Origin of the sequence: Methylobacterium sp. 092160098-2 (assembly GCF_028920805.1) — a bacterium.
Lineage (GTDB): Bacteria > Pseudomonadota > Alphaproteobacteria > Rhizobiales > Beijerinckiaceae > Methylobacterium > Methylobacterium fujisawaense.
Map to the genome: position 1 here is coordinate 679,773 of NZ_JAQPZJ010000002.1, position 20,488 is coordinate 700,260.

The 20,488-nt window shown below is 67.0% G+C and carries 17 protein-coding genes and 5 pseudogenes; 7 read left to right on the forward strand and 15 right to left on the reverse strand.

Translation table 11 applies throughout. The annotated features are described in order from the left end of the window. Positions 1–78: 78 nt before the first annotated feature. From PQI07_RS28680 to PQI07_RS28690, 3 genes and pseudogenes are all read right to left on the reverse strand, one after another. Positions 79–902: pseudogene (locus PQI07_RS28680) on the reverse strand (transposase); the annotation flags it as partial. A 159-nt stretch (positions 903–1,061) separates the two neighbouring features. After that, positions 1,062–1,481, reverse strand: a complete 420-nt coding sequence (locus tag PQI07_RS28685; protein WP_274928338.1) for a site-specific integrase — start codon at positions 1,479–1,481, stop codon at positions 1,062–1,064. A 279-nt stretch (positions 1,482–1,760) separates the two neighbouring features. Next, positions 1,761–2,675: pseudogene (locus PQI07_RS28690) on the reverse strand (IS3 family transposase); the annotation flags it as partial. A 54-nt stretch (positions 2,676–2,729) separates the two neighbouring features. Between PQI07_RS28690 and PQI07_RS28695 the strand changes: the two are divergent. Further along, positions 2,730–3,773 (forward strand): IS110 family RNA-guided transposase, encoded by a 1,044-nt coding sequence (locus PQI07_RS28695; protein WP_274926645.1) that lies wholly within the window; start codon positions 2,730–2,732, stop codon positions 3,771–3,773. A gap of 260 nt (positions 3,774–4,033) precedes the next feature. Here PQI07_RS28695 and PQI07_RS28700 read toward each other — a convergent pair. Next, a pseudogene (locus PQI07_RS28700) lies at positions 4,034–4,315 on the reverse strand (transposase); the annotation flags it as partial. Between the two features lie 119 nt (positions 4,316–4,434). Beyond that, complete coding sequence (locus tag PQI07_RS28705) at positions 4,435–4,839, reverse strand: DUF983 domain-containing protein (protein ID WP_274928339.1); 405 nt, start codon at positions 4,837–4,839, stop codon at positions 4,435–4,437. Positions 4,840–5,033: 194 nt separating this feature from the next. Here PQI07_RS28705 and PQI07_RS28710 point away from each other — a divergent pair, with 194 nt between their 5' ends. Genes PQI07_RS28710 through PQI07_RS28725 form a run of 4 tightly spaced genes read left to right on the forward strand, consistent with a single transcriptional unit; the run spans position 5,034 to position 9,263 of the window. After that, positions 5,034–6,425 (forward strand): aminotransferase-like domain-containing protein, encoded by a 1,392-nt coding sequence (locus tag PQI07_RS28710; RefSeq protein ID WP_274928340.1) that lies wholly within the window; start codon positions 5,034–5,036, stop codon positions 6,423–6,425. 10 nt (positions 6,426–6,435) lie between these two features. Next, entirely contained in the window at positions 6,436–6,651 is a 216-nt protein-coding gene (locus PQI07_RS37935; RefSeq protein WP_274928341.1) for a hypothetical protein, read from the forward strand. A gap of 42 nt (positions 6,652–6,693) precedes the next feature. Next, positions 6,694–7,986: an SLAC1 family transporter gene (locus PQI07_RS37940; RefSeq protein WP_274928342.1), complete on the forward strand. Its 1,293-nt coding sequence runs from the start codon at positions 6,694–6,696 to the stop codon at positions 7,984–7,986. A 23-nt stretch (positions 7,987–8,009) separates the two neighbouring features. After that, complete coding sequence (locus PQI07_RS28725; protein ID WP_274928343.1) at positions 8,010–9,263, forward strand: IS701 family transposase; 1,254 nt, start codon at positions 8,010–8,012, stop codon at positions 9,261–9,263. 804 nt (positions 9,264–10,067) lie between these two features. Here PQI07_RS28725 and PQI07_RS28730 read toward each other — a convergent pair. The 7 genes from PQI07_RS28730 to PQI07_RS28760 all read right to left on the reverse strand — a co-directional run bounded on the left by PQI07_RS28730 (position 10,068) and on the right by PQI07_RS28760 (position 15,300). After that, positions 10,068–10,772, reverse strand: a complete 705-nt coding sequence (locus tag PQI07_RS28730) for an MOSC domain-containing protein (RefSeq protein ID WP_274928913.1) — start codon at positions 10,770–10,772, stop codon at positions 10,068–10,070. Further along, positions 10,772–11,320 (reverse strand): redoxin domain-containing protein, encoded by a 549-nt coding sequence (locus tag PQI07_RS28735; RefSeq protein ID WP_274928344.1) that lies wholly within the window; start codon positions 11,318–11,320, stop codon positions 10,772–10,774. Before PQI07_RS28735 ends, PQI07_RS28730 begins: the two co-directional genes overlap by 1 nt. A gap of 15 nt (positions 11,321–11,335) precedes the next feature. After that, a complete protein-coding gene (locus tag PQI07_RS28740) occupies positions 11,336–12,040 on the reverse strand; it encodes a glutamine amidotransferase (protein ID WP_274928345.1) in 705 nt (234 codons plus the stop codon). Between the two features lie 60 nt (positions 12,041–12,100). Further along, entirely contained in the window at positions 12,101–12,646 is a 546-nt protein-coding gene (locus tag PQI07_RS28745) for a carboxymuconolactone decarboxylase family protein (protein WP_274928346.1), read from the reverse strand. Positions 12,647–12,723: 77 nt separating this feature from the next. Next, on the reverse strand, positions 12,724–13,806 hold the full coding sequence (locus tag PQI07_RS28750) for a catalase family peroxidase (RefSeq protein ID WP_274928347.1): 1,083 nt from the start codon (positions 13,804–13,806) through the stop codon (positions 12,724–12,726). An 84-nt stretch (positions 13,807–13,890) separates the two neighbouring features. Further along, the gene (locus tag PQI07_RS28755; protein ID WP_274928348.1) at positions 13,891–14,610 is read right to left on the reverse strand and encodes a hypothetical protein; all 720 of its coding nucleotides are present in this window, start codon (positions 14,608–14,610) and stop codon (positions 13,891–13,893) included. A gap of 15 nt (positions 14,611–14,625) precedes the next feature. Then, the gene (locus PQI07_RS28760; protein ID WP_274928349.1) at positions 14,626–15,300 is read right to left on the reverse strand and encodes a MarR family winged helix-turn-helix transcriptional regulator; all 675 of its coding nucleotides are present in this window, start codon (positions 15,298–15,300) and stop codon (positions 14,626–14,628) included. Between the two features lie 136 nt (positions 15,301–15,436). Here PQI07_RS28760 and PQI07_RS28765 point away from each other — a divergent pair. Further along, positions 15,437–15,715, forward strand: a pseudogene (locus PQI07_RS28765) (transposase); the annotation flags it as partial. Positions 15,716–15,981: 266 nt separating this feature from the next. Here PQI07_RS28765 and PQI07_RS28770 read toward each other — a convergent pair. Beyond that, a complete protein-coding gene (locus PQI07_RS28770) occupies positions 15,982–17,025 on the reverse strand; it encodes an IS110 family RNA-guided transposase (RefSeq protein WP_274926645.1) in 1,044 nt (347 codons plus the stop codon). Positions 17,026–17,100: 75 nt separating this feature from the next. Between PQI07_RS28770 and PQI07_RS28775 the strand changes: the two are divergent. After that, positions 17,101–17,964, forward strand: a pseudogene (locus PQI07_RS28775) (IS3 family transposase); the annotation flags it as partial. A gap of 35 nt (positions 17,965–17,999) precedes the next feature. Here PQI07_RS28775 and PQI07_RS28780 read toward each other — a convergent pair. Together PQI07_RS28780 and PQI07_RS28785 are read right to left on the reverse strand one after the other, a co-directional pair. Next, entirely contained in the window at positions 18,000–18,140 is a 141-nt protein-coding gene (locus PQI07_RS28780) for a hypothetical protein (RefSeq protein WP_274928350.1), read from the reverse strand. Continuing rightward, a complete protein-coding gene (locus PQI07_RS28785; protein ID WP_274928351.1) occupies positions 18,140–20,476 on the reverse strand; it encodes a TonB-dependent receptor family protein in 2,337 nt (778 codons plus the stop codon). The genes PQI07_RS28780 and PQI07_RS28785 overlap by 1 nt, the downstream gene beginning before the upstream one ends. Positions 20,477–20,488: the final 12 nt, after the last annotated feature.

Here is a 20,488-nt window from a genome sequence, read left to right on the forward strand (position 1 = left end):
GAACCGGGCTCTTCAGGTGCTCCGAAGACTATAGGATTGCCGTCGATCGAGCTTTGCATCCGAAGCAGCGTCGAGCGGTAGGCGTTCAGTGCAGGTCAACTGGCCAGGATCGATCGGGGGAGGGGCGCCCATCGCGATGCCGATGGCAGGTATCGATTTGCGCACGGCGTCGAGGAAGGCGGCGCTGGCGTTCTCCATGGAGTGGCAGCGGTCGGCGACCTGGGTCGCCTCCGGCAGTGCCTGCGCTACGGCCTCGCCGTAGCAGCCGCCGCGGTCACGGGCGAGGACAACGACTTCGGGATAGGCGGAGAGCCAAGTCTCGGCGGTGCCGCTCTCGCGATCCGGCAGAAAGGTCTCGACGCGCCGCCGCTCAAGGTCGCAGATCAGCGAGCCGTGGCATTGCCAGCGGCGGAGCGCCCGGAGTCGTCGAGGCCGACGAAGTTCAAGGCCTCTGCCGGCGTCTAGGCCCGGCGCTGCACGGTCCGCAGCATCGTGTCCCGGCTCGCCGACACCATGGGCCGGCGGGCGAAGCTGGCGGCAAGCCTGTCATCGAGGGCGTGGCCGATATGATGGACGACGCAGTCTAATAGTCATGCGCGCCGAGCGTAGGCGCCGGCGAGATCCGGTTCGAGTCGCTCGGCGAGACCTTCGTCCCGCACTCTGGTCCGACACACCGAAACCGGCGGACGCCGATCGTGATAACGACGCGCCTGCCGGCGACCGGCAGATCCGACGGGGTGCTCGTGTCCAGGTGTGCACCCGGGACGAGACCCCGTTGCAGCGCGGCCACTAAGCCGAGGCGGCGATCGGACGAGTAGTGGTGGCCGGCTCCGGACCCGTCTCGACGTAATCGACGACAAGGCCGGACGGGCGACCGAACCGAGATGGAGGCTGCAGGGCATGGCAGGACCCCCGACCGCCGAAGCCGAGATCCATCAACCCGCCTGCACCAGCGACTCTGCGTCCAATCCAAAGTCGATCCGGGGTCCCGTTCCAACGCTCTCCGATAGCCATCAGGATTTCGGGCACGGATCCTACTGGAATACGTCCGCCGGCACACATCAGTCCGGTGTGGTTGCCTCGAGATCGTTCGCCGTCGCGGCATTGTGCACGACCAGAGGCGCGGACCAGCGAAGTGCTTCCGGACCGACAACTCGATCGGAAGGCGATGCGCGACCAGCTTCGGCGAGCGTTCGGCGGACAAGTGCGGGATCGGCGTGTCGCACGAAATCGAGGTGGGAGACCATGGATAGCATGGCATCCCGCATGAGGTTCAGATTCGTGGTTCCATAAAGAGCAGCGACCGAGCTATCAGCATGTCCAGTGATCGCATTGCGCAACTCCGGGTCGATTTTAGCCTCGCGTGCGAGTGTGATGAAGCGGTGCCGCCAGCCATGATTGGGGCTGACCTCGGGATCTTTCACCATTGTTCTGATCCATCGACCCAACCGATTCGCAAGCGCGCCGGTCAGACCGGACATATCTTCACGGCTTCGTCGGGCGCTTGGATCTACAAACAGGTATGGTCCAGCGCAGGCTTCGATGAAGCGCAGAAATCCTAGCTCAATCAAGTCCGGATGAACCGGCACCTTCCTGTAATGGTTCGTCTTGATATGTCCCGAACCAGGCGTGAATTCGAAGTAGGGTATGGATATCGGATAGCGTGGGTGAAAGTCAGTCCATTTGATGTCGACGAGGCGTAGCTGTGTGACTTCCTCGATTCGGGTGGCCTGCCCCCATTCGGTGGCCCAGGTTCGAAGTTAGTGCATCGTCGGCCGTGTGACGATGGCGGGGTGAGCGAGCGGCGCTGATCTGCTCGGTTCCGTTGGCCAGATGACGACCTCCGGTGCAGGCGGGTGGTAGCCGAGCGACGAGTGCGGCCGGATGCTGTTGTAGTGCCTACGCCATTGCTCGATCACGACGCAGGCCTCCTTGAGGGTGTAGAACACCTCGCCGTTGAGGAGCTCATCCCGCAGCTTCGCGTTGAAGCTCTCGCAATAGCCGTTCTCCCACGGACTGCCCGGCTCGATGTAGGCGGTCGTCGATCCCACCGCCGCGATCCAGTCCTGAACGGCTTTAGCGATGAACTCCGGCCCATTGTCCGAGCGGATATGACCCGGCACACCGCGCAGGCTGAACAGATCCGAGAGAACATCGATCACGTCGAGTGCCTTCAGCTTGCGAGATACACGGATTGCCAGACACTCGCGCGTGAACTCGTCGATGACGTTCAGCATCCGGTATTTGCGCCCATTATGCGTGCGGTGCTCGACGAAGTCGTAGGACCAGACGTGGTCCGGTCGCTCCGGTCGCAGTCGTCGGCATGAGCCATCGTTGAGCCAGAGGCGTGCCCGCTTCGGTTGGCGAGCGGGGACCTTAAGGCCTTCCTGTCGCCAGATCCGTTCGACCCGCTTCACGTTCACCGTCCAGCCGTCGCGCCGGAGCAAGGCCGTGATCCGACGGTAGCCGTAACGGCCGTACTGGAGGGCCAACGCGATGATCGCAGCCGTCAGGGCGGCTTCGTCCTCGATCAAGACGGCGCATTTGCGCTGTGTCGAACGATGCTGGCCCAGAACACGGCAGGCGAAGCGTTCCGAGACGCCATGCTCGGCAACGACGTAGTCGACACAAGCCCGGCGGCGAGCCGGGCTCAGATGGGGTATTCGGGGTGCCTCGCGCGGCGGAAGCGGCGGCATGATGGCGCTTCGATCCAATCCCGGAGCCCCACCATGAGCGAGCAGCACCACGTCGGCCTCGATGTCTCCGTGAAGGAGACCGCAATCTGCATCGTCGATCCCCATGGTAAGGTCGTGCACCGGGCCACCGTCGAGAGCCATCCCGAGGTGATCGGCCGGCACCTGATCGACCTCGGCCACAGCTACGCGCGTGTCGGCCTGGAGGCGGGACCGCTCTCACCGTGGCTCTACGCCGGCCTGGTCGAAGCCGGACTGCCGGCGATCTGCGTCGAGACCCGCCACATGCATGCGGCCCTCTCGGCCCGCATCAACAAGACCGACCGCAACGACGCGATGGGCATAGCCCAGATGATGCGGGTCGGCCTGTTCAAGCCGGTCCACGTCAAAACGCCGGCCAGCCAGCAACGCCGCCTGCTCCTGACCTCGCGCAAGCTGCTTCAGCGCAAGGCTTACGACATCGAGAGCGACCTGCGCGGCCAACTGCGCAACTTCGGCCTCAAAGTCGGTGTCGTGGGGGCTGCCGGTTTCGAGCAGCGCGTACGCGACCTCGTGCTCGATCTGCCCTTCGTCGCGGCCGTGGTCCTGCCGCTGCTGGAGGCGCGCTCGGCGCTGCGGACCCAACTGGCCAAGCTGCACAAAATGCTGCTGGACCAGGTCCGCACCGACCCGGTCTGCCGGCGCTTGATGACCGCGCCCGGCGTCGGGCCGGTCGTGGCGTTGACCTACCGTACCTGCGTCGACAACCCAGCCCGCTTCGGACGATCGCAATGCGTCGGGGCGCATTATGGTCTGACGCCGCGGCTCTACCAGTCCGGCGAGACGAAGCGGGTCGGCCGAGTCTCGAAGTGCGGCGACACGATGATGCGCGCCGCACTGTATGAGGCCGCGCTCGTGCTGCTGACTGGCCCTCGGGTTCGATGGTCCTCGCTGAAGGTCTGGGGGCTGGCTGTGGCCAAGCGCAGAGGCATGCAGAAGGCCCTCGTGGCCGTCGCCCGCAAGCTGGCGATCGTGCTGCATCGGATGTGGCGCGACGAGAAGGATTTCCGCTGGTCGACCGAAGCCGCGACGGCGGCCTGAAGCTTACGGATCAGCATCACGTAACACCGAGCTCCTCCGGCGTGGAGGAGGTCCCTGTGGGGACGATGGGAGCGGGTGAGACCGAGGAAACTCGAGCGTCGGTTCTGCCGGGCGCGCGGCTTAGATGGATCCGCCCACTCCCTCTAACCCCATCATGAGGCGGCGCTCGCCGACCTCGGAGAGAAGCAAGAGCTCCACAGGGCCGATCACGCGTCGAACCAGGATGCGCACGAAAGGGCGTTGACCGATGAACCCCGAATAGAGAAGAAGTTTCCCGAGGCGGCCTCTTTCAGGATCAGCTTCTCCAGGGTCAGGTCGGAGATCGCTCGACGAAGACGCTGGTTCTCAGTCTCCAAGGACTTCAGCCGCTTGACCTGATCGCCCTTCAGACCGCCGTACTCGGAACGCCAGCGATAGTACGTGACTTCCGTCACCTCGATGGATCGGATTGCTTCAGCAACCTTGCGTCCTTGCGACACCAAGACATCGACCTGACGCAGCTTGGCGACGATCTCTTCAGCCGTATGCTTCTTCCGTCCCATGAAAATATCCTCCACATGGCTTGAAGCCATACCTCAGGGAGGACCACTTTTCAGGAGGCAGGCCAGTTCATGCCGCCGGCGCAAGTCCGTCCGGGACCGCGCGATGTTGAGCGGCGCGGTCAGTCCCTAGGCGCGGGGCCGACGCCCGTGGGCTTCTGGACCGCGAAGCGGCCCTCCTCGGCCTTGTTGATGTACTGGCTGGCGATGAAGAGCCCCTTCATCGGCCGGATGATCGGTACGCAGGCCAGCAGGAGTAGCGGCAGCGTCACGACCGCATGGACCCAGAGCGGCGGGTCGTAGGCGAGCTCCAGCCAAATCCCGAAGGCGGTGACCGGGAAAGCCATCGTCATCATGATGAAGAAGGCCGGCCCGTCCGCCGGGTCTGCGAAGCTGTAGTCGAGGCCGCAAGCCTCGCAGCGCGGCTTCAGGGTGATGAAGCCGTCGAACAGATGCCCCTGGCCGCAGCGCGGGCAGCGGCACCGCAGGCCCACCGACATGAGGGATTGATCGGTCGTCCTTTGCATCGTCCACGTTCCTGAACCGCTCGCCGTTCCCGGCGGCATGAAGGTACGCCTTGCGCGCTTCGAATGTATGGCTTAACTATCCATACAATTGCGGTGGCATCTGACCACTTTGAAGGCGCCCTACCAGGCAAAGCCGCGTCTCGCCTTGCCTGTATGATGGATGTGTGCATACACCCGAGTGAGAACAGGGGTCAATGATGGAATCCTGGAACCCGACAATCGCCGGCGACGCAGGGCCGAAGTATCTCGCCATCGTGAAGGTGCTGGCCGACGACATCCGTGCCGGGCGGCTCCCGCCGGGCGTGCGCCTGCCACCGCAGCGCGCCCTGGCCAAGCACCTCAACGTCGACCTCACCACGGTCACACGCGCCTTCAACGAGGCGCGAAGGACAGGCTTGATCGATGCCACCGCGGGCCGGGGCAGCTTCGTTCGCGGGCCTGCGCCAAAGGTCGCCGAGGTGCGCAGGCCCAGCCCGTCCGGTAGCGTCGACTTCAGCATGAACATGCCGCCCCAGCCGGTCGCGGCGCGTCTGGCCGAGCGTATGGAGGCAGGCCTGTCGCGGCTTGCTGGTTCGCCAGGCTTCCTCGACCGGATGCAGTACCAAGACAGCGCCGGGAACCTGGCCGACCGCGCCGCCGCGGCGCAGTGGCTCGGCCAGCGGCTCGGTCCGTTACCGGTGCAGCGGGTCCTCGTGGCGGGCGGCGCCCAAGTGGTGCTCGCCGCGGTTCTCACTGCTATCCTCAAGCCGGGCGACGCGCTCTGCGTCCCGTCGCTCACCTACCCCGGCCTGCGCATGGCCGCCGAGCGCCGCGGCGTTCGCCTCGTGCCAGTGGCCAGTGACGTGGACGGGCTCGACCCGGACGCGTTCCTCGAAAGCTGCAAGGCCGAGCGGCCGCGAGCCCTGTACTTGGTACCGACGCTCGACAACCCGACGACCGCGACGCTGACGACGGCGCGTCGTGAACGCATCGCCGAGGTTGCCCGCTCGCACGGGGTCGCCATCATCGAGGACGATGCCTACGGCGCGCTGCCGCCCGACGCTCCGGCTCCCATCGCCGCTCGGGCCGCTGATATCACCTGGCACATCGCGACGCTGTCCAAGTGCGTCAGCCCGGGCCTGCGGATCGCCTACGTCATCGTGCCGGGAACGAACGAGGCGGTGCGGCTCGCCGCCGAGCTGCGGGCCATCAACATGATGGCCTCGCCGCTCGCGGCCGCGCTCGCCTCGCAGTGGATCGCCGAGGGCGAGCTCGACGCGGTCGTCGCGGCCATCCGACAGGAGAACGGCCTCCGTCAGGCGGTCGCGCGCGAGGCCTTGCGCGGGCTCGACGTCCGCGCGCATTCCTGCGGGCACCACCTCTGGCTCCGGCTACCCGAACCGTGGCGTCGCGGCGAGTTCGGGGCGCATGCGCGTCAGCTCGGGCTGTCGGTCATCCTGAGCGACGCCTTCGCGGTCGGACCCGCTCCGGAGGCCATCCGGGTCTCCCTGGGCGCCGCCCCCGACGCCGAGACCCTGCGGTACGGTCTCAGCCTGCTGGCGACGCTCCTGACGCATCCGCCCGGCGCGATCTCCACGGTCGTCTGAGATGGCGGACGTGGCGAGCGCATCCGGCCTGCCCAAGGACTCCGCGAAACGCCGGCGGGAATTCGCCTGGCTTCGACGGACCAGGGTCCCGGCGACCTTCTTCGGCATGGTCCTGGGGCTCTGCGGCCTGGGGAACGGCTGGCGCGCCGCCGCCCGCCTCGGGCTGGCACCCACCTGGGTCGGCGAGGCGCTCTCCCTCCTCGGCGTGGCGGTCTGGGCGGCGTGACTGGCCTTCTACGCCGCCCGGTGGCTGAACGACCGGGACACGGTGCTGTTCGAGGCGCGCGATCCGACGTCCTCGTTCTTCGCCTCCCTGGCTCCCGTCGCCACGATGATCGCCAGCGTCGGCCTCGCGCCGCACTGGCCGGGCGCCGCGTGGGCGATGGCATCGGCGGGACTTGTCGGGGCGACCCTCTTCGCCGTCTGGGGCGTGGGCGGCCTCTGGATGGGCGACCGCGCGTTCGAGGCGACGACGCCGATCCTCCACATGCCCACGGTCGGTGGCGGCTTCGTCGCGGCCATCACCTGCGCCGCGTTCGGCATGAAGGAACTCGGCCTGCTCTTCTTCGGGGCCGGCCTGCTGTCATGGCTGACGCTGGAATCGGTCATCATCCATAGGCTGATCCTGCAGAGCCTGCCGGTGCCGCTGCGCGCCTCGCTCGGACTTCACCTCGCGCCGCCCGCGGTGGCCTGCGTCGCCTACCTGGCGGTGACAGACGGGCCGCCCGACCGGCTCGCCCAGATCCTGTTCGGCTACGCCCTGCTGCATGCCCTGGTCATGGTACGGTTGGTGCCGTGGCTGCGGCAGCAGCCGTTCTCGCCGGCGGCCTGGGCGTACACGTTCGGCGTCTTGGCCCTGCCGCTCGCCGCATTGCGCCTGACCGAACGTGGCCTGGAAGGGCCGAGCGCGTCGCTCGCGGTCCCGCTGTTCGCGGCGGCGAACCTGATCATCGCTGGATCGCGCTCAGGACCTTGGGCCTCCTGCTGCGCGGAAAGCTCTTGCCTGTCCGGCCCCTCTGATTTCGCCAGGATGGCCACCGCCGTCCACCCGACCCCAAAACCGCCCTTCCGGCCTCGCGGAATACGGAGACCGCGTCCCCACCAAGGACAACCCTGCGGAGACATCCCTGTGACCGATCTGCTTACTCCCGCCTTGGGTCGCGAGAGCCGCGATGCCCCAAGCGAGACGATGAACTCGACAGCGGCATCCTCCGGAGCCGGTACGCTCGCAAACCTCGCCGAGATCGTCCGGACGGATGTGTGGCCGCAGGTCAAAACCATCGACGCCGGGGCCTATCCGGAGGCGGTGCTGCGCAGGCTCGGCTCCGCTGGCGCGTTCGAGCGGCACGTAGACGGAACCGCCGCGGGAGTGCTGCGGGCGGTCGATGCCATGAGCGAGGTCGCAACCGCGTGTCTTTCGACGGCCTTCTGCACCTGGTGCCAGGATGCGCTGGTCTGGTGCCTCGCGCGTAGTGCCGAGCCGAGGGTCTCGAATGAACTTGCCGCGGCGGCGAGCGGGGCTCGGCTAGCATTACAGTTGCAGAGTGACGCTCCTATCTGAGAGGTTTCGGATGGGAGAGCGCGATGTCCTCAGCCTCGCTCGAATCCACGCTGGAGCTCTGGTCGACGACGCTGCGGCAGACCAAGCAGCGCATCCGCCCGCTGTTTGCCGCCCCGAGTGTCGCCGCTTCCGCCAACGCCTTTCTGGACGGCCTGCTCGGAGGCGAGCGGCGCAAGACCGGCTGGATGCGGGCTGAAGCTGCCGGCGACCCGGGTCCCTGGCGTCAGCAGGCCATCCTCGGTCGCACGCACTGGGACGCGGAAGCTCTGCGCGACGTGGTGCGCGACGACGTCGTCGAGACGCTCGCCTCACCCGATGCGGTTCTCGTGGTCGACGAGACCGGGTTTCTCAAACAGGGCAAAGCCTCGTGCGGTGTGGGCCGGCAGTACACGGGCTCGGCCGGCAAGATCACCAACTGCCAGATCGGCGTGTTTGCCGCCTACGTCTCGGATCAAGGCCACGCCTTCATCGATCGCCGCCTGTACCTACCCAAGGCCTGGACCGGGGATCCGGCCCGAAGGCAAGCGGCGCATGTGCCCGAGGCGATCACCTTTGCCACCAAGCCGCAGCTGGCGCTGGCCATGATCCAGCGGGCCATCCAGGCAGAGGTGCCGTTTGCCTGGGTGGCGGCCGACAGCATCTACGGCGTGGGTGAGATCGAGCTGGCGCTGCGGCGGGCCTACAAGGGCTACGTGCTCGGCGTCACCGGTCAGCATCACTTCTGGTCCTGGGACGCAAACCTCGACGTTGCGGGCACCGCCGCGGACATCGCTAAGAGCATCCCCGACCAGAACTGGCTGCGCCTCTCGGCTGGAGCCGGCAGCAAGGGAGCGCGCCTGTTCGACTGGGCCTATCTGCCGCTGGCCACACTCCGGGCCGACGCGCTCGACGCCGCGCTCGACCAGAGCTTGTGGACGCGCGGCCTGCTGGTGCGGCGCAGCCTGTCGGACGGGGCGCTCGCGTACTTCACCACCTGGTGCCCGGCCGGCACGCCGGTCGAGAAGCTGGTGATGGTGGAAGGCCGGCGCTGGGCGATCGAGGACGCGTTCGAGACCGCCAAGACGGAACTTGGGCTGGCCCACAACGAGAGCCGCTCGTGGCACGGCTGGCACCGGCATGTCAGCTTGGTGATGCTCGCCTTCGCGATGCTGGCGCGGGTGCGCCGGCTGGCCAACGGGCCGCCCCCAAAAACGACGCTCATCGCCAAGCTCGCAGGTGCCGTGGTCCATTCAGGAGATCCGACGCGTGGCGATGCGGCTGGCGCAGCGCCGCATTGAGCCCGCCTTCGTGCTCGCCTGGTCAGCTTGGCGGCGCGCCCACCAAGCTGCCGCTCGACAGGCGCATCTCAGAACAAGAATGCAACTGTAATGCTAGGCGGGACCGGCTTGTCGAACGCGATGAAGGCCGTGTCCGGCATCGAACCGCTGGCTCTGTCCGGCACCAGGGTGTCGGGCGGCTACCGGGTGCGCGGGCGCCTGCCCTGGGTTTCGAACATCACGCCGGGTCACCGGTTCGTCGCCCTCTTCGCACTGGAGGATGGCACCCGGGTCATGGCCCTCTTCACCGCGGGCGCCGAGGGTGTGGGGCTCGCGGTCGACGTGCGATTCGTGGCGCTGGAAGGCACCGGCACCTACACGGTGATGGTGCGCGACGCCTTCGTGCCCGACGCGGACGTGGTCTCGCCCAACGCGGCGGCCTTCGTGCCGCGCATTCGTAACGGCTTCATCCTTCTCCAGATCGGTATGGGACTGGGGCTTGCCCGCGGGGCCGCGGCCCAGATGCGGGCGGACGACCGCGGCCGGCGGCAGGCATCCGCCCTGCCGCTGGGGCCCGAAGCGGTGGAGGAGCGCGCGGAGACCCTGCGCCGGAAGGTCGACGCCCTGGCGGAGCGGCAGGAAGACTCGTCCCGTGCGTCCTTCCTCGAAGTCTTGCGCTTGCGCCTGGACGTCTCCTGGTTGCGGCCGCTCCCCGTGGAGCGTGCCGCTCCTTTCGTCGTCTCAATCGCCCTTCGAGATTTCGGACGAGGTCCGACTACGGGTGCGGGATGCGCCCATTTTTGCGATCGGGGGCGACGCTCACGGTCAAGCCAAGCCGGTGGTGTCCCCTGTGCCGGTCAGCCGCCGAGACCAGTCCTCGACCGTGCGCGTCTCCAGACGTCGGCGAGCAAGCGTGCGCCATCTCTCGGCCAGCTCCGGTATGGCAGCCGCAATTTCGAGATCGCGCCAATTGCGCGTGTCGACGTAGAGTAGGCGGTTCAGGCGCGACAGCGGCCACTCGGGCCGCAGTCGATCGCCAAGTTCGAGGGCGTCGCCCGGCTCGGCCAGGCCCTCTTTCAGGACCCGCCAGTACCAACCCGTCCGCCCCGTCCTTTGCACGGCGAGCGCCATGCCGGAGCGGTCGAGGCGACGGTCGAGCTTGTAGCAGGGTTGACGTCCTTGGCTCACCTGCAGGATGGCGGAGCCGAAGTGTGCGATGTCTCCGATGCAGACGTCGCGTTCCGTCCACCCTGTCGTGGCGAGGTTCTCGCCGAAAGCGCCGGGCGCCCCCAGAACCGGATGCACGCCGATCTCAAAAGTCCAGGCCGCGTAGTGCTCCTGGGGATAGTGATGGAGCGCCTTCTCGGGACCACCGTGGAATCGGAGGTCGCCCTGCGCATCGCCCTTGATCCCTGTCGCCGTGATCTGCCACGGCCCGGCAACCGGACGCTTGGCGATGCCGCTCGGCGGACCGTCAGGCCCGAGCGGGGCAACCGGTCCGACGAGGACGATGGGGAGAATCTGCGCGATCACTCGACGGACGCCGTGGACAGTCGGCAGCCGGCATCGTCGCACCCGCCCGCGGCCTCTTCCCGTTGTGTCGACGCGGCGGTTGGCACCGCTAGCAGCGAACCCACGAGAACTCCGAGCGCGAGATCGTCGACTTGCCCGAAGGCGTGCTCGCGAACCAGACCGCTGCGGTCGATCACGATCGTGGTCGGTGTTCCACGCATGCCATACCGCCTCATCGTCCGCGGTATCGGGTCGTCCTCGCCCGGCCAGTCGACTGCGACCGGCAAGGTCAGGCGATACTCGTGGATGAAGGCTTCGAGCGCGACCTCGGTCATGGCGGCGTGGTGCTCAAACACCGTGTGCAGGCCGATCACTGCGACCTCGCCGCTCGTCGCGAACATCCGGTGCAGCTTCTCGGCCTGCGGCGTGCCGTGGGTCACACAGCCCGGGCACAGCATCTGGAACGCGTGCAGCACAACGACCTTGCCACGCAGGTCCGCAAGCGTGAGCGGCGCGCGAGCGTTGAACCAGCGGCTCGTGTCCAGCTCGGGTGCGAGTGCGGTCATGTGCCTCCTCCGGTTTCAGGAGCGGTCGAGGGCAGCGAGCCAATCAGCAAAGAAACGAGCACCGGGCTCGCGAAGCCGTGGGCCATGCCGCGCGCTGTCAGCTCTGAGATTGCGGGGATCAAGACCGGCCGCAGCGATCTCGCAGGCGTGGCCGATCAACCAGCGCTCGATTTCGGCGGCATTGGCTTCGCCGTGGATCTGAAGACCCAGAGCATTGCGCCCAAGCGCAAAAGCTTGGTGCCTGCAAATGTCCGTGGAGGCGAGCAGCCCGGCGCCGGTCGGCAGGTCGAAGGTGTCACCGTGCCAGTGCAGCACCGCGACGCCATCGAGATGAGCGAGCGGCGAGGTGCGACCGACTTCCGTCAGAGCGAGCGGGGCCCAACCGATCTCCTTGGCCGGGCTTGGGTAGACGCGGGCGCCAAGCGCACGCGCCATCAACTGAGCTCCGAGGCAGACTCCAAGGGTCGGCCGGCCCGCCACGAGCCGCCTTTCGATGAGATTCAGTTCGTCGACGAGAAACGGATAGCGATCATCCTCGTAGGCGGCGATTGGGCCTCCGAGCACGATGAGGAGATCCGTGCTCGCAGGCACGATAGCCCTGAGGTCATCGACGCCCGCGTCGTAGATCCGAGGTGTGTAGCCGGCCTTGTGCAGAACCGGCTCGATAATACCGAGGTCCTCGAAGGCGACGTGACGAATGGCGACGGCGGTCGGCTGCATGGCGCGTCTCGCTTGCACACGGGTCAAAAGCGGCCGGAATGGCCCGGCCGCTCCTTGGTTTCAGCACAGGCTGGAGAGCTTCACGGCCGGGAAGTCGACCGGCACATCGAAGGCGACGTTCACGTAGTTGGTGAACAGGTTGAGCGCGACATGCGCGAGAATCTCGACGATGGCCTCGTCGTCGAGCCCGACCGCACGCAATGCCTCGACATCGGCAGTCTCGATCGCTGCACGTTTCTCGACCAACTTGGCGGCGAAGGCCAACGTGGCGGCTGTTCTCGGGTCTTCTGAGCGCACGTGCTGCGCCGCGACCATTTCGGCACTGGTCGCACCCGCCTTCTGGTCGAGCACGGTGTGGACGGCCAGGCAGTAGGTGCAGCGGTTCCGATCGGCGACAGCCACGGCGATCTGCTCGCCGAGCTTCGGGCTGATCCTGCCTCTGCTGAGGGCGGCGAAGGAAGCCCACATGCTGGACAGCGCGGCGGGCGAGTTGGCCACTGCCCTGAACATGTTGGGCACGTGGCCGAAGGCCGAATGGACCTGATCCAGCGTCGGCTTGGACGCGGCGGGAGTGGAGGCTTTGTCGACGAGGTTTACGCGCGCCATGGCACGGGATCCTTCTCGAAGGCTTGGAGGGCTATGTGGAAGCGGTCCGGCGATGGCAGTCGCCGGGCCGCGGGTGCTTATTGGGCGCGAAGGCCGAAGGAGATGCCGTAGGCAGTGCGGCGGGCCCCGAAGATCTCGTCCTTCGGCGCGTCGATGCCGTCGGTCAGCTGGCCCGGATCGAAGATCCCTTCGTCACAGGTCTCGTTCGGCTCCAGGGCGGTCACCGCGATCGTACCGAGCTTTGTGGCCTTTCGATCGTCCTCGTTTTTCCACCGCAGGGTAATGTCGTTCGTCAGGTCGTCGCCAGGCTCAGCGAGCATGGCTATCACGTCGAACTTCGCTGGGCCCTTTGACAGCTGTTCGCTCAACTCGGCGACCAGGAACTGCGGTGGCTTACCCTTGGCCTCTTCATCGCTCAGAACGATCTCGCCGGCTTGCGGAACAACCTTGAACTTGAAAGGCACGGCGCGTCCGGCGGAACTCACCCCCGTGAACGTGTGCACGCCCCAGTAGACGATGCCGGCATAGCTGCCGGGTAAGGGCCTACCCGCGACGAACGCCGCCTGGCGCATCGTCTCCGGATTGGCCTTCGCGAAGGCCGCGATCGCCTCCGGGTTGGGCTTTCCGTCGGCGCCCGGAGCGCGGACCTGCAGGAAGCCGAGCATCTGGTCGAGCGTCCGGGCGAAGTGCACCGGCGCGTTCTCGAACAGCAGATGCGTCTCGCCGCCTTCCGAGAGGATCTTGATCGAGAAGCCGCGCAGCACGGTCTTGACCGTGTCCGGCACGGAGGGATTGCCGCCGCCGACCGAGAACCGGCCGACCAAGGGCCATGGCCGCGTGAAGCTGATCGACCGCGTCACCTGCCCGACCTCGGCCGAGGGCGTGTAGGTGCCGCGCACGCATTGCCCCTTGGCGAAGGTCGCACGCACGCCCGGCGGCTTCCCGGCGACCGTCTTCAGGGCATCCACCAGGCTCTGCGCATCGGCTGCGGTCGCCGCGGTCGACAGCGGGAGAGGCGAGAGCAGAACCCCGCCGAGGAGCGGGATCGTGACCGTCCTGAGCAGCGTCGGCACCGCGCCGGAGAGACGGCCGATCACGGCCGACGGCAGCGACACTGCCGCGGCGGATGGGGGTGGATCGTCAAGGCTGGCATATGTCATGGTGGTTTTTCCTTCTCTGATGCTTGGAGGGGGATCTTCGGCGGTTCGGCGATGGCAGTCGCCGGACCGCTTCCTGGTTTCAGGCTACCTCTGAGGGGCCACCTTGCCCGGCAGCGAAAGGTTGCCGGAGGCGACCTTGAAGACGTCGCTGACGCAGAGCAGCGGCGCATGCAGGTTGCCGTTGACCTTGAGACCGGAGGTCACGCCGTCGAACGACGCACCCTTGATGCCGGTGATGAGTGAGATCGGGATCTCGACTTGTACGGCATCACCTCGGAAGGTCGTCTTGTAGTCTGGGCTGTCGATCAGGAGCGGCACTTTGGGCCAGGTCGGCGGAACCTTCGGTGTCGAGCCCTTCGGGATGTCGACCACCTTCAGACCGCCGCCGCAGGCCGCGTCCTTTGCGAGCACCACCCAGTGCGGGTGCCACACGTGCCGGTTCTTGGCGCCGTTGGCCGCATCGTCAAAATCGGGGTGGAAGGTGACGGCGAGCGCCACGATGCCCTGAGCCTTGTCGAAGCCGATCGCACCGCTGTCGAGCGTCGTCGGCCAGACATAGGCGTAGACGCTCGAGCCCTCGAACTTGCCGGTGGGATTCGGCTTGTCCTTCCCCGCCTCGCCCCGGACGCGGGTCGTGAAGACGGCGGTGTTACCCTTGGTCGCAATTGTCGTCTCGACGATGTCGAACGATGCCGTGACGGCCGGATCCGGCCGCGCCTGGATGGGGGCGGCCGTGGCGCTGGTGGAGAGCGCGCACAGGGCCGCCGCCACGAGGCCGACGCCCCTTGCCTTCATCTTCTTCATGACGCTGTGTCCTTCTCAGGTCTCGAGTGGTGCTTGGAGGGGCGGCGATCCGTTCGTGAAGGACGTCCAGGTGGCAGCCTGGACGTCGAGATCGGCCGCTTCATGCTCGCCGCAATCGAGCCGGAGATCTCGGGTCCCGATCGCGGCGTTCACGAAGGCGCAATGGTGGGGCTGTGCCTCGGCCGGATGGGCGTTCGGCCTGAAGTGGCGGCAGCTGACGCACATCCGCTGGAGCGGGATGGCACCGGCCTGTTGCAGGGTCCGGATCAGCTTGATCTGGGTCAGAAGGAGATCGGCCTGCTCAGCCGGCGACAGCCGGGCTAGAGCGGACATCACCTGCGAGGTCGCCGTGGCGAGGGCATGCCCGAGGGTGCGCCCATCGTCCGTCAGGCGCACGATCACCGCACGGGCATCGGCAGGATCGGGCACGCGCGTCAGCAGGGTCTTGCGCGCGAGAGCGGAGAGCGTGTCGGCCATGCTCGCTGCCGAGACGGCGAGGTGCGCCGCGATCTCCTTCGCCCGCAGGCCGGCGGGGCGGACGGTGAGCAGCGCCAGCACCTGCGCCTGAGCCGGGTTCAAACCGGCATCGCCCGCGGCTGCCCAAAGATCGGCGCGCAGCACTAGCGCGACGCGCTCGAAGCCTTCGCGCAGGCGAATTAGGACAGGATCTGGGTCGGCCGCATGGTCCATGCATAATAGTTAGGACTCCTAATATTCCGAGTCAAGCGTCTGCATAGGATTGGGTGGATCAGGCGCAGATTGACCTGACCGGCTGGTTTTGGACCGGGCTGATTGAGAGGATCAGCCAGGACCAGAGGAGTCGGACATGCGGCGAGGTCAGAAGACGAGCGCGGAGCAGGTGGTACTGAAGCTGCGCCAGATCGAGGTGCAGACAGCTCAGGGCAAAAGCTTAGCGCTGGCGTGCAAGGAGACGGAGATCTCCGAGCAGAGTGACTCACGCTGGCGCAGGGAGTACGGCGGCCTCCAGGTCGACCAGGCCAGGAAGATGAAGGACCTGGAGCGCGAGAACGCGCGGCTACGCCGGCTCGTAGCTGACCTGTCCTTGGTGGGTCAGGTGTTGGCGGACGTCGCCTCGGGAAACTTATTCTCTATTCGGGGTTCATCGGTCAACGCCCTTTCGTGCGCATCCTGGTTCGACGCGTGATCGGCCCTGTGGAGCTCTTGCTTCTCTCCGAGGTCGGCGAGCGCCGCCTCATGATGGGGTTAGAGGGAGTGGGCGGATCCATCTAAGCCGCGCGCCCGGCAGAACCGACGCTCGAGTTTCCTCGGTCTCACCCGCTCCCATCGTCCCCACAGGGACCTCCTCCACGCCGGAGGAGCTCGGTGTTACGTGATGCTGATCCGTAAGCTTCAGGCCGCCGTCGCGGCTTCGGTCGACCAGCGGAAATCCTTCTCGTCGCGCCACATCCGATGCAGCACGATCGCCAGCTTGCGGGCGACGGCCACGAGGGCCTTCTGCATGCCTCTGCGCTTGGCCACAGCCAGCCCCCAGACCTTCAGCGAGGACCATCGAACCCGAGGGCCAGTCAGCAGCACGAGCGCGGCCTCATACAGTGCGGCGCGCATCATCGTGTCGCCGCACTTCGAGACTCGGCCGACCCGCTTCGTCTCGCCGGACTGGTAGAGCCGCGGCGTCAGACCATAATGCGCCCCGACGCATTGCGATCGTCCGAAGCGGGCTGGGTTGTCGACGCAGGTACGGTAGGTCAACGCCACGACCGGCCCGACGCCGGGCGCGGTCATCAAGCGCCGGCAGACCGGGTCGGTGCGGACCTGGTCCAGCAGCATTTTGTGCAGCTTGGCCAGTTGGGTCCGCAGCGCCGAGCGCGCCTCCAGCAGCGGCAGGACCACGGCCGCGACGAAGGGCAGATCGAGCACGAGGTCGCGTACGCGCTGCTCGAAACCGGCAGCCCCCACGACACCGACTTTGAGGCCGAAGTTGCGCAGTTGGCCGCGCAGGTCGCTCTCGATGTCGTAAGCCTTGCGCTGAAGCAGCTTGCGCGAGGTCAGGAGCAGGCGGCGTTGCTGGCTGGCCGGCGTTTTGACGTGGACCGGCTTGAACAGGCCGACCCGCATCATCTGGGCTATGCCCATCGCGTCGTTGCGGTCGGTCTTGTTGATGCGGGCCGAGAGGGCCGCATGCATGTGGCGGGTCTCGACGCAGATCGCCGGCAGTCCGGCTTCGACCAGGCCGGCGTAGAGCCACGGTGAGAGCGGTCCCGCCTCCAGGCCGACACGCGCGTAGCTGTGGCCGAGGTCGATCAGGTGCCGGCCGATCACCTCGGGATGGCTCTCGACGGTGGCCCGGTGCACGACCTTACCATGGGGATCGACGATGCAGATTGCGGTCTCCTTCACGGAGACATCGAGGCCGACGTGGTGCTGCTCGCTCATGGTGGGGCTCCGGGATTGGATCGAAGCGCCATCATGCCGCCGCTTCCGCCGCGCGAGGCACCCCGAATACCCCATCTAGCCCCCGAGCGACGCCGGCAGGCAGTGGACGGCATCCGGGAGAAGTACGGTCTCTCGGAACGTCATGCCTGCCGGATCGTCGGTCAGCACCGCGGCACGCAACGCTACGTGCCTACCGTGCTGGCCGACGAGGATGAGCTGACCCAGGCCATCATCGCCCTGGCGTCCGAGTACGGGCGCTATCGCTACCGCCGCGTCACCGCGCTGCTGCAGGCAGACGGCTGGCAGGTGGGCAAGGACCGGGTTCAGCGCATCTGGCGTCGCGAGGGGTTGAAGGTCCCGCAGAAACACAGGCCGCGTAGCCGACTTTGGCTCAACGACGGTTCTTGCATGCGGCTGCGTCCGCTCCACCGTCATCACGTCTGGAGCTTCGACTTTGTGCAGGGACAGACTCACGACGGCCGGAGCCTTCGCATCCTGACGCTGATCGACGCGCACAGCCGGGCCTGCCTGGCGCTGAAGGTGGCGCGGCGCATCAACAGCGTCGGCGTGATCGAGGCGCTGGCCGACGCGATGTGCCTGCACGGCATCCCGGAGCACATCCGCTGTGACAATGGCCCGGAGATGATCTCCAAAGCCCTGCGCAAGTGAGTCGTCGAAGCTGGCTCGCAGATCCAGTACATCGCTCCGGGCTCGCCGTGGGAGAACGGGTAGTGCGAGAGCTTCAACGGGAAGCTTCGTGATGAGTGCCTGCGTCAGGAGATCTTCTACTCGCTGAAGGAAGCCCAGGCCGTGATCGGTCTATGGCGAAACACATACAACCGCGTCCGCCCGCATTCGTCGTTAGGCTACCGCCCGCCCGCGCCTGTCAGCGACCCGGATCGGGCCTTCCGGCTACCCATGGCAGCGGCCATGCAGTAGCCTCGCAACTGGCCCGGTCCAAAATACCGGTCAGGTCAGGGAAGGACCGTGAGGTTCGCGCCGCCGAGCACCGCCTGAAGCGCGAGGGCGTATAGGGCGACCACCGCGATGGCCGCGCGGCAGGCACGCCGTCGCGGGACCTGCTTGGGTTCGGGCGCTGCGCTTCTCGGCGGCATCAGAACGCCAGCCGCATGCCGCCGACGAAGTTGCGGGGCGCACCCGCGAAGACCGAGCCGGTGGTGTTGGCCAGGACGCTCGCGCCGTTCTGCAGGCCGGAGGTCGCGCTGATCGAGTTCGCGAGGTTCTGGGCCGAGGCGATGTAGGTCTTGTCGAAGACGTTCCGCGCCTCGAAGAACAGGTTCAGCCGCTTGGCGTAGCCGACCAACTCCGTCGTGTAGTGGACGTTCAGGTTCACGATAGCGTAGCCTGGCGCCTTCAGCTGGTTGGCGTTGTCGATGAAGAAGTCGTCCTGGAACACCGTCTCGACATAGGCGCCGAGACCGGCCAACGGGCCCGTCGTCTGCTCGTAGCCCACGCGCGCGAGAAGCTGGTTGGCGGGCACGCCGGGGATGTGGTTGCCCGCGCGGTCGAACCGCCTGGTGAGGCTGCCGGCGCTGAGCTGCTCGACGTACTTGGTGTAGATCTGGTCGTCGAAGGTGTAGGCGGCGGTCGCCCGCCAGCCCGGTGCGAAGGTCCAGTCCGCCCCGACCTCGACGCCGCGATGCTCCGAGGCCGGCGCGTTGAAGGTGTAGCTCAGGAGGCCGGCACCGGGCGATTGCGTCACGAGCTCGTTGCGGAAGAACTCGTAGAAGCCCGTGACGCTGAACCGGACGCCGGGCAGCGGTGTCCAGTCGGCTCCGACGTCGAAGCCGAGGTTCTCCTGTGTCTGCAGTTGCCCGTTGTTGCCGGGCACGCCGGCGGACGTGACGGTGAGGTTTGAGGCCGAGGGCGTGGCGTAGCCGGTGGCGACCCGGCTCCGGAACTGCCAGTCGGTGTTGGGCCGGTAGACTAGCGAGAGCTCGGGCGCGACGTTGAGGAAGCTGCGATCGAGGTTGACCAGGGTGGTCGTGAAGCCGCCGGCGGCCGGGAAGCCGTAAGTGATGTTGCGGCCGTTGATCGTGGTGTTCTCGGCACTGACTCCGGCTACCGCGATCCACTGCTCTGAGAGCTGCAGCTCGATCCGCGCGCGCCCGCCGAGATTGGCCTGGGTGGCCTCAAGATCGGCGGTCAACGCGCCGAGCCGCGTGCCGCCGTAGGGCGCGCGATTGTAGGTCAGGCTGTGGCTGTCCAGGGTGTTGTAGGCGAGCGCCACGTAACCGGTCGCCGGAAGGCCGAACAGGTCCCCGCGCCGGGTCAAGTCGGTGAGGAAGTTGAAGCCCGGGAAATCACCGCGTCCCGAGCTCGTGTAGAAGGGCTGGTTGATCTGGCGGTCGTCGAACACGAGCTGGGTGCGCCAGGTCGTGAAGGCGTCGAAGTCGTGCTCCCAGCGTCCGCCCACGATGGTGCGCCGGTCGCCACGGAAGAAGGCACCTTCGTCGGCGGTGACCGGCACGGTGGCGCCGTTCCGGCCGTTGAGAAGCAGGTTGTAGGTCACGCAGCCGGGTGCGGCCGCGGCGGCCGTGGCGCAGCCCCGCTGGAAGGGGTTGAGCCGGAACTGGTTGAGCGAGCCGCGTCCCGGCAGGTCGGTGGCGACCTCGTTGTTGATGATCTTCAGGGTGAAGCGGTCGTCGGTGGTCGGCGCGTAGGTGCCCAGGAAGTTGATGGTCTGGGTGTCGAACGAGTTGTGGCTGAGGAAGCCGTTGCCCCGCGTGTCGCTCGTGAACAGGCTGTACTCGAACGGGCCGCTGACCCCGCCGAAGGTGGCGTAGTTGTTGAGGTAGCCGAAGCTGCCTGCATCGACCCCGTACTCGACGCCGTTGATCTCGGAACCGCGGCGTGTGACGAAGTTCAGCGCCCCGCCCGTGGCGTAGTTGCCGAAGAACGGCGACTGCGGCCCGCGGAACACGTCGATGCGTGAGTAGGCCCTCGGGTCGACGAGGTCGAAACGCGAGGAGCCGTCCGCCTGCGTGACGGGAAAGCCGTCCTCCAGAACAACGAAGTTGCGCGAGACACCGGTGGCGCGGGCGTTGTTGCCGCGGATCGAGACAACGACGTCGCGAGGCCCGTTGCCCTGCCTTACGGTGACGCCCGGGCTGTTGCGCAGGATATCCGCCACGGTCGTGGCGGCGCGGTTGTCGATGACGCCCTCGCGCCCGACGCTGGTGACGACCTCGCCGACGGGCTTGTCCAGCGGAGTCGGGGCGGAGACCGGCGGCAGGCCGGGTCCGGGAGTGCCGGCTGACGTGGCCTGCACCCCACCGGGCGCACCGCTGCCCTCAGAGGTAACGGAGATCTCATCCAGGGCGACAGCCTGGCCGGCACGCTGGGCCTGTGCGGCTGTGATGGCTAGCGGGCTCGCGGCCAGGATCAGGCCGAGCGCGCGGGCTCGATGGCAAAGACGGCATTCAGGCATGACGGACACTCG

Excerpts from the sequence above, each read along its gene's own strand:
- PQI07_RS28685 (WP_274928338.1), bottom strand. The coding sequence starts at position 1,481 with ATGTCCGGTCTGACCGGCGCGCTTGCGAATCGGTTGGGTCGATGGATC.
- PQI07_RS28695 (WP_274926645.1), top strand. The coding sequence starts at position 2,730 with ATGAGCGAGCAGCACCACGTCGGCCTCGATGTCTCCGTGAAGGAGACC.
- PQI07_RS28705 (WP_274928339.1), bottom strand. The coding sequence starts at position 4,839 with ATGCAAAGGACGACCGATCAATCCCTCATGTCGGTGGGCCTGCGGTGC.
- PQI07_RS28710 (WP_274928340.1), top strand. The coding sequence starts at position 5,034 with ATGATGGAATCCTGGAACCCGACAATCGCCGGCGACGCAGGGCCGAAG.
- PQI07_RS28725 (WP_274928343.1), top strand. The coding sequence starts at position 8,010 with ATGTCCTCAGCCTCGCTCGAATCCACGCTGGAGCTCTGGTCGACGACG.
- PQI07_RS28735 (WP_274928344.1), bottom strand. The coding sequence starts at position 11,320 with ATGACCGCACTCGCACCCGAGCTGGACACGAGCCGCTGGTTCAACGCT.
- PQI07_RS28740 (WP_274928345.1), bottom strand. The coding sequence starts at position 12,040 with ATGCAGCCGACCGCCGTCGCCATTCGTCACGTCGCCTTCGAGGACCTC.
- PQI07_RS28745 (WP_274928346.1), bottom strand. The coding sequence starts at position 12,646 with ATGGCGCGCGTAAACCTCGTCGACAAAGCCTCCACTCCCGCCGCGTCC.
- PQI07_RS28750 (WP_274928347.1), bottom strand. The coding sequence starts at position 13,806 with ATGACATATGCCAGCCTTGACGATCCACCCCCATCCGCCGCGGCAGTG.
- PQI07_RS28755 (WP_274928348.1), bottom strand. The coding sequence starts at position 14,610 with ATGAAGAAGATGAAGGCAAGGGGCGTCGGCCTCGTGGCGGCGGCCCTG.
- PQI07_RS28760 (WP_274928349.1), bottom strand. The coding sequence starts at position 15,300 with ATGGACCATGCGGCCGACCCAGATCCTGTCCTAATTCGCCTGCGCGAA.
- PQI07_RS28770 (WP_274926645.1), bottom strand. The coding sequence starts at position 17,025 with ATGAGCGAGCAGCACCACGTCGGCCTCGATGTCTCCGTGAAGGAGACC.
- PQI07_RS28780 (WP_274928350.1), bottom strand. The coding sequence starts at position 18,140 with ATGCCGCCGAGAAGCGCAGCGCCCGAACCCAAGCAGGTCCCGCGACGG.
- PQI07_RS28785 (WP_274928351.1), bottom strand. The coding sequence starts at position 20,476 with ATGCCTGAATGCCGTCTTTGCCATCGAGCCCGCGCGCTCGGCCTGATC.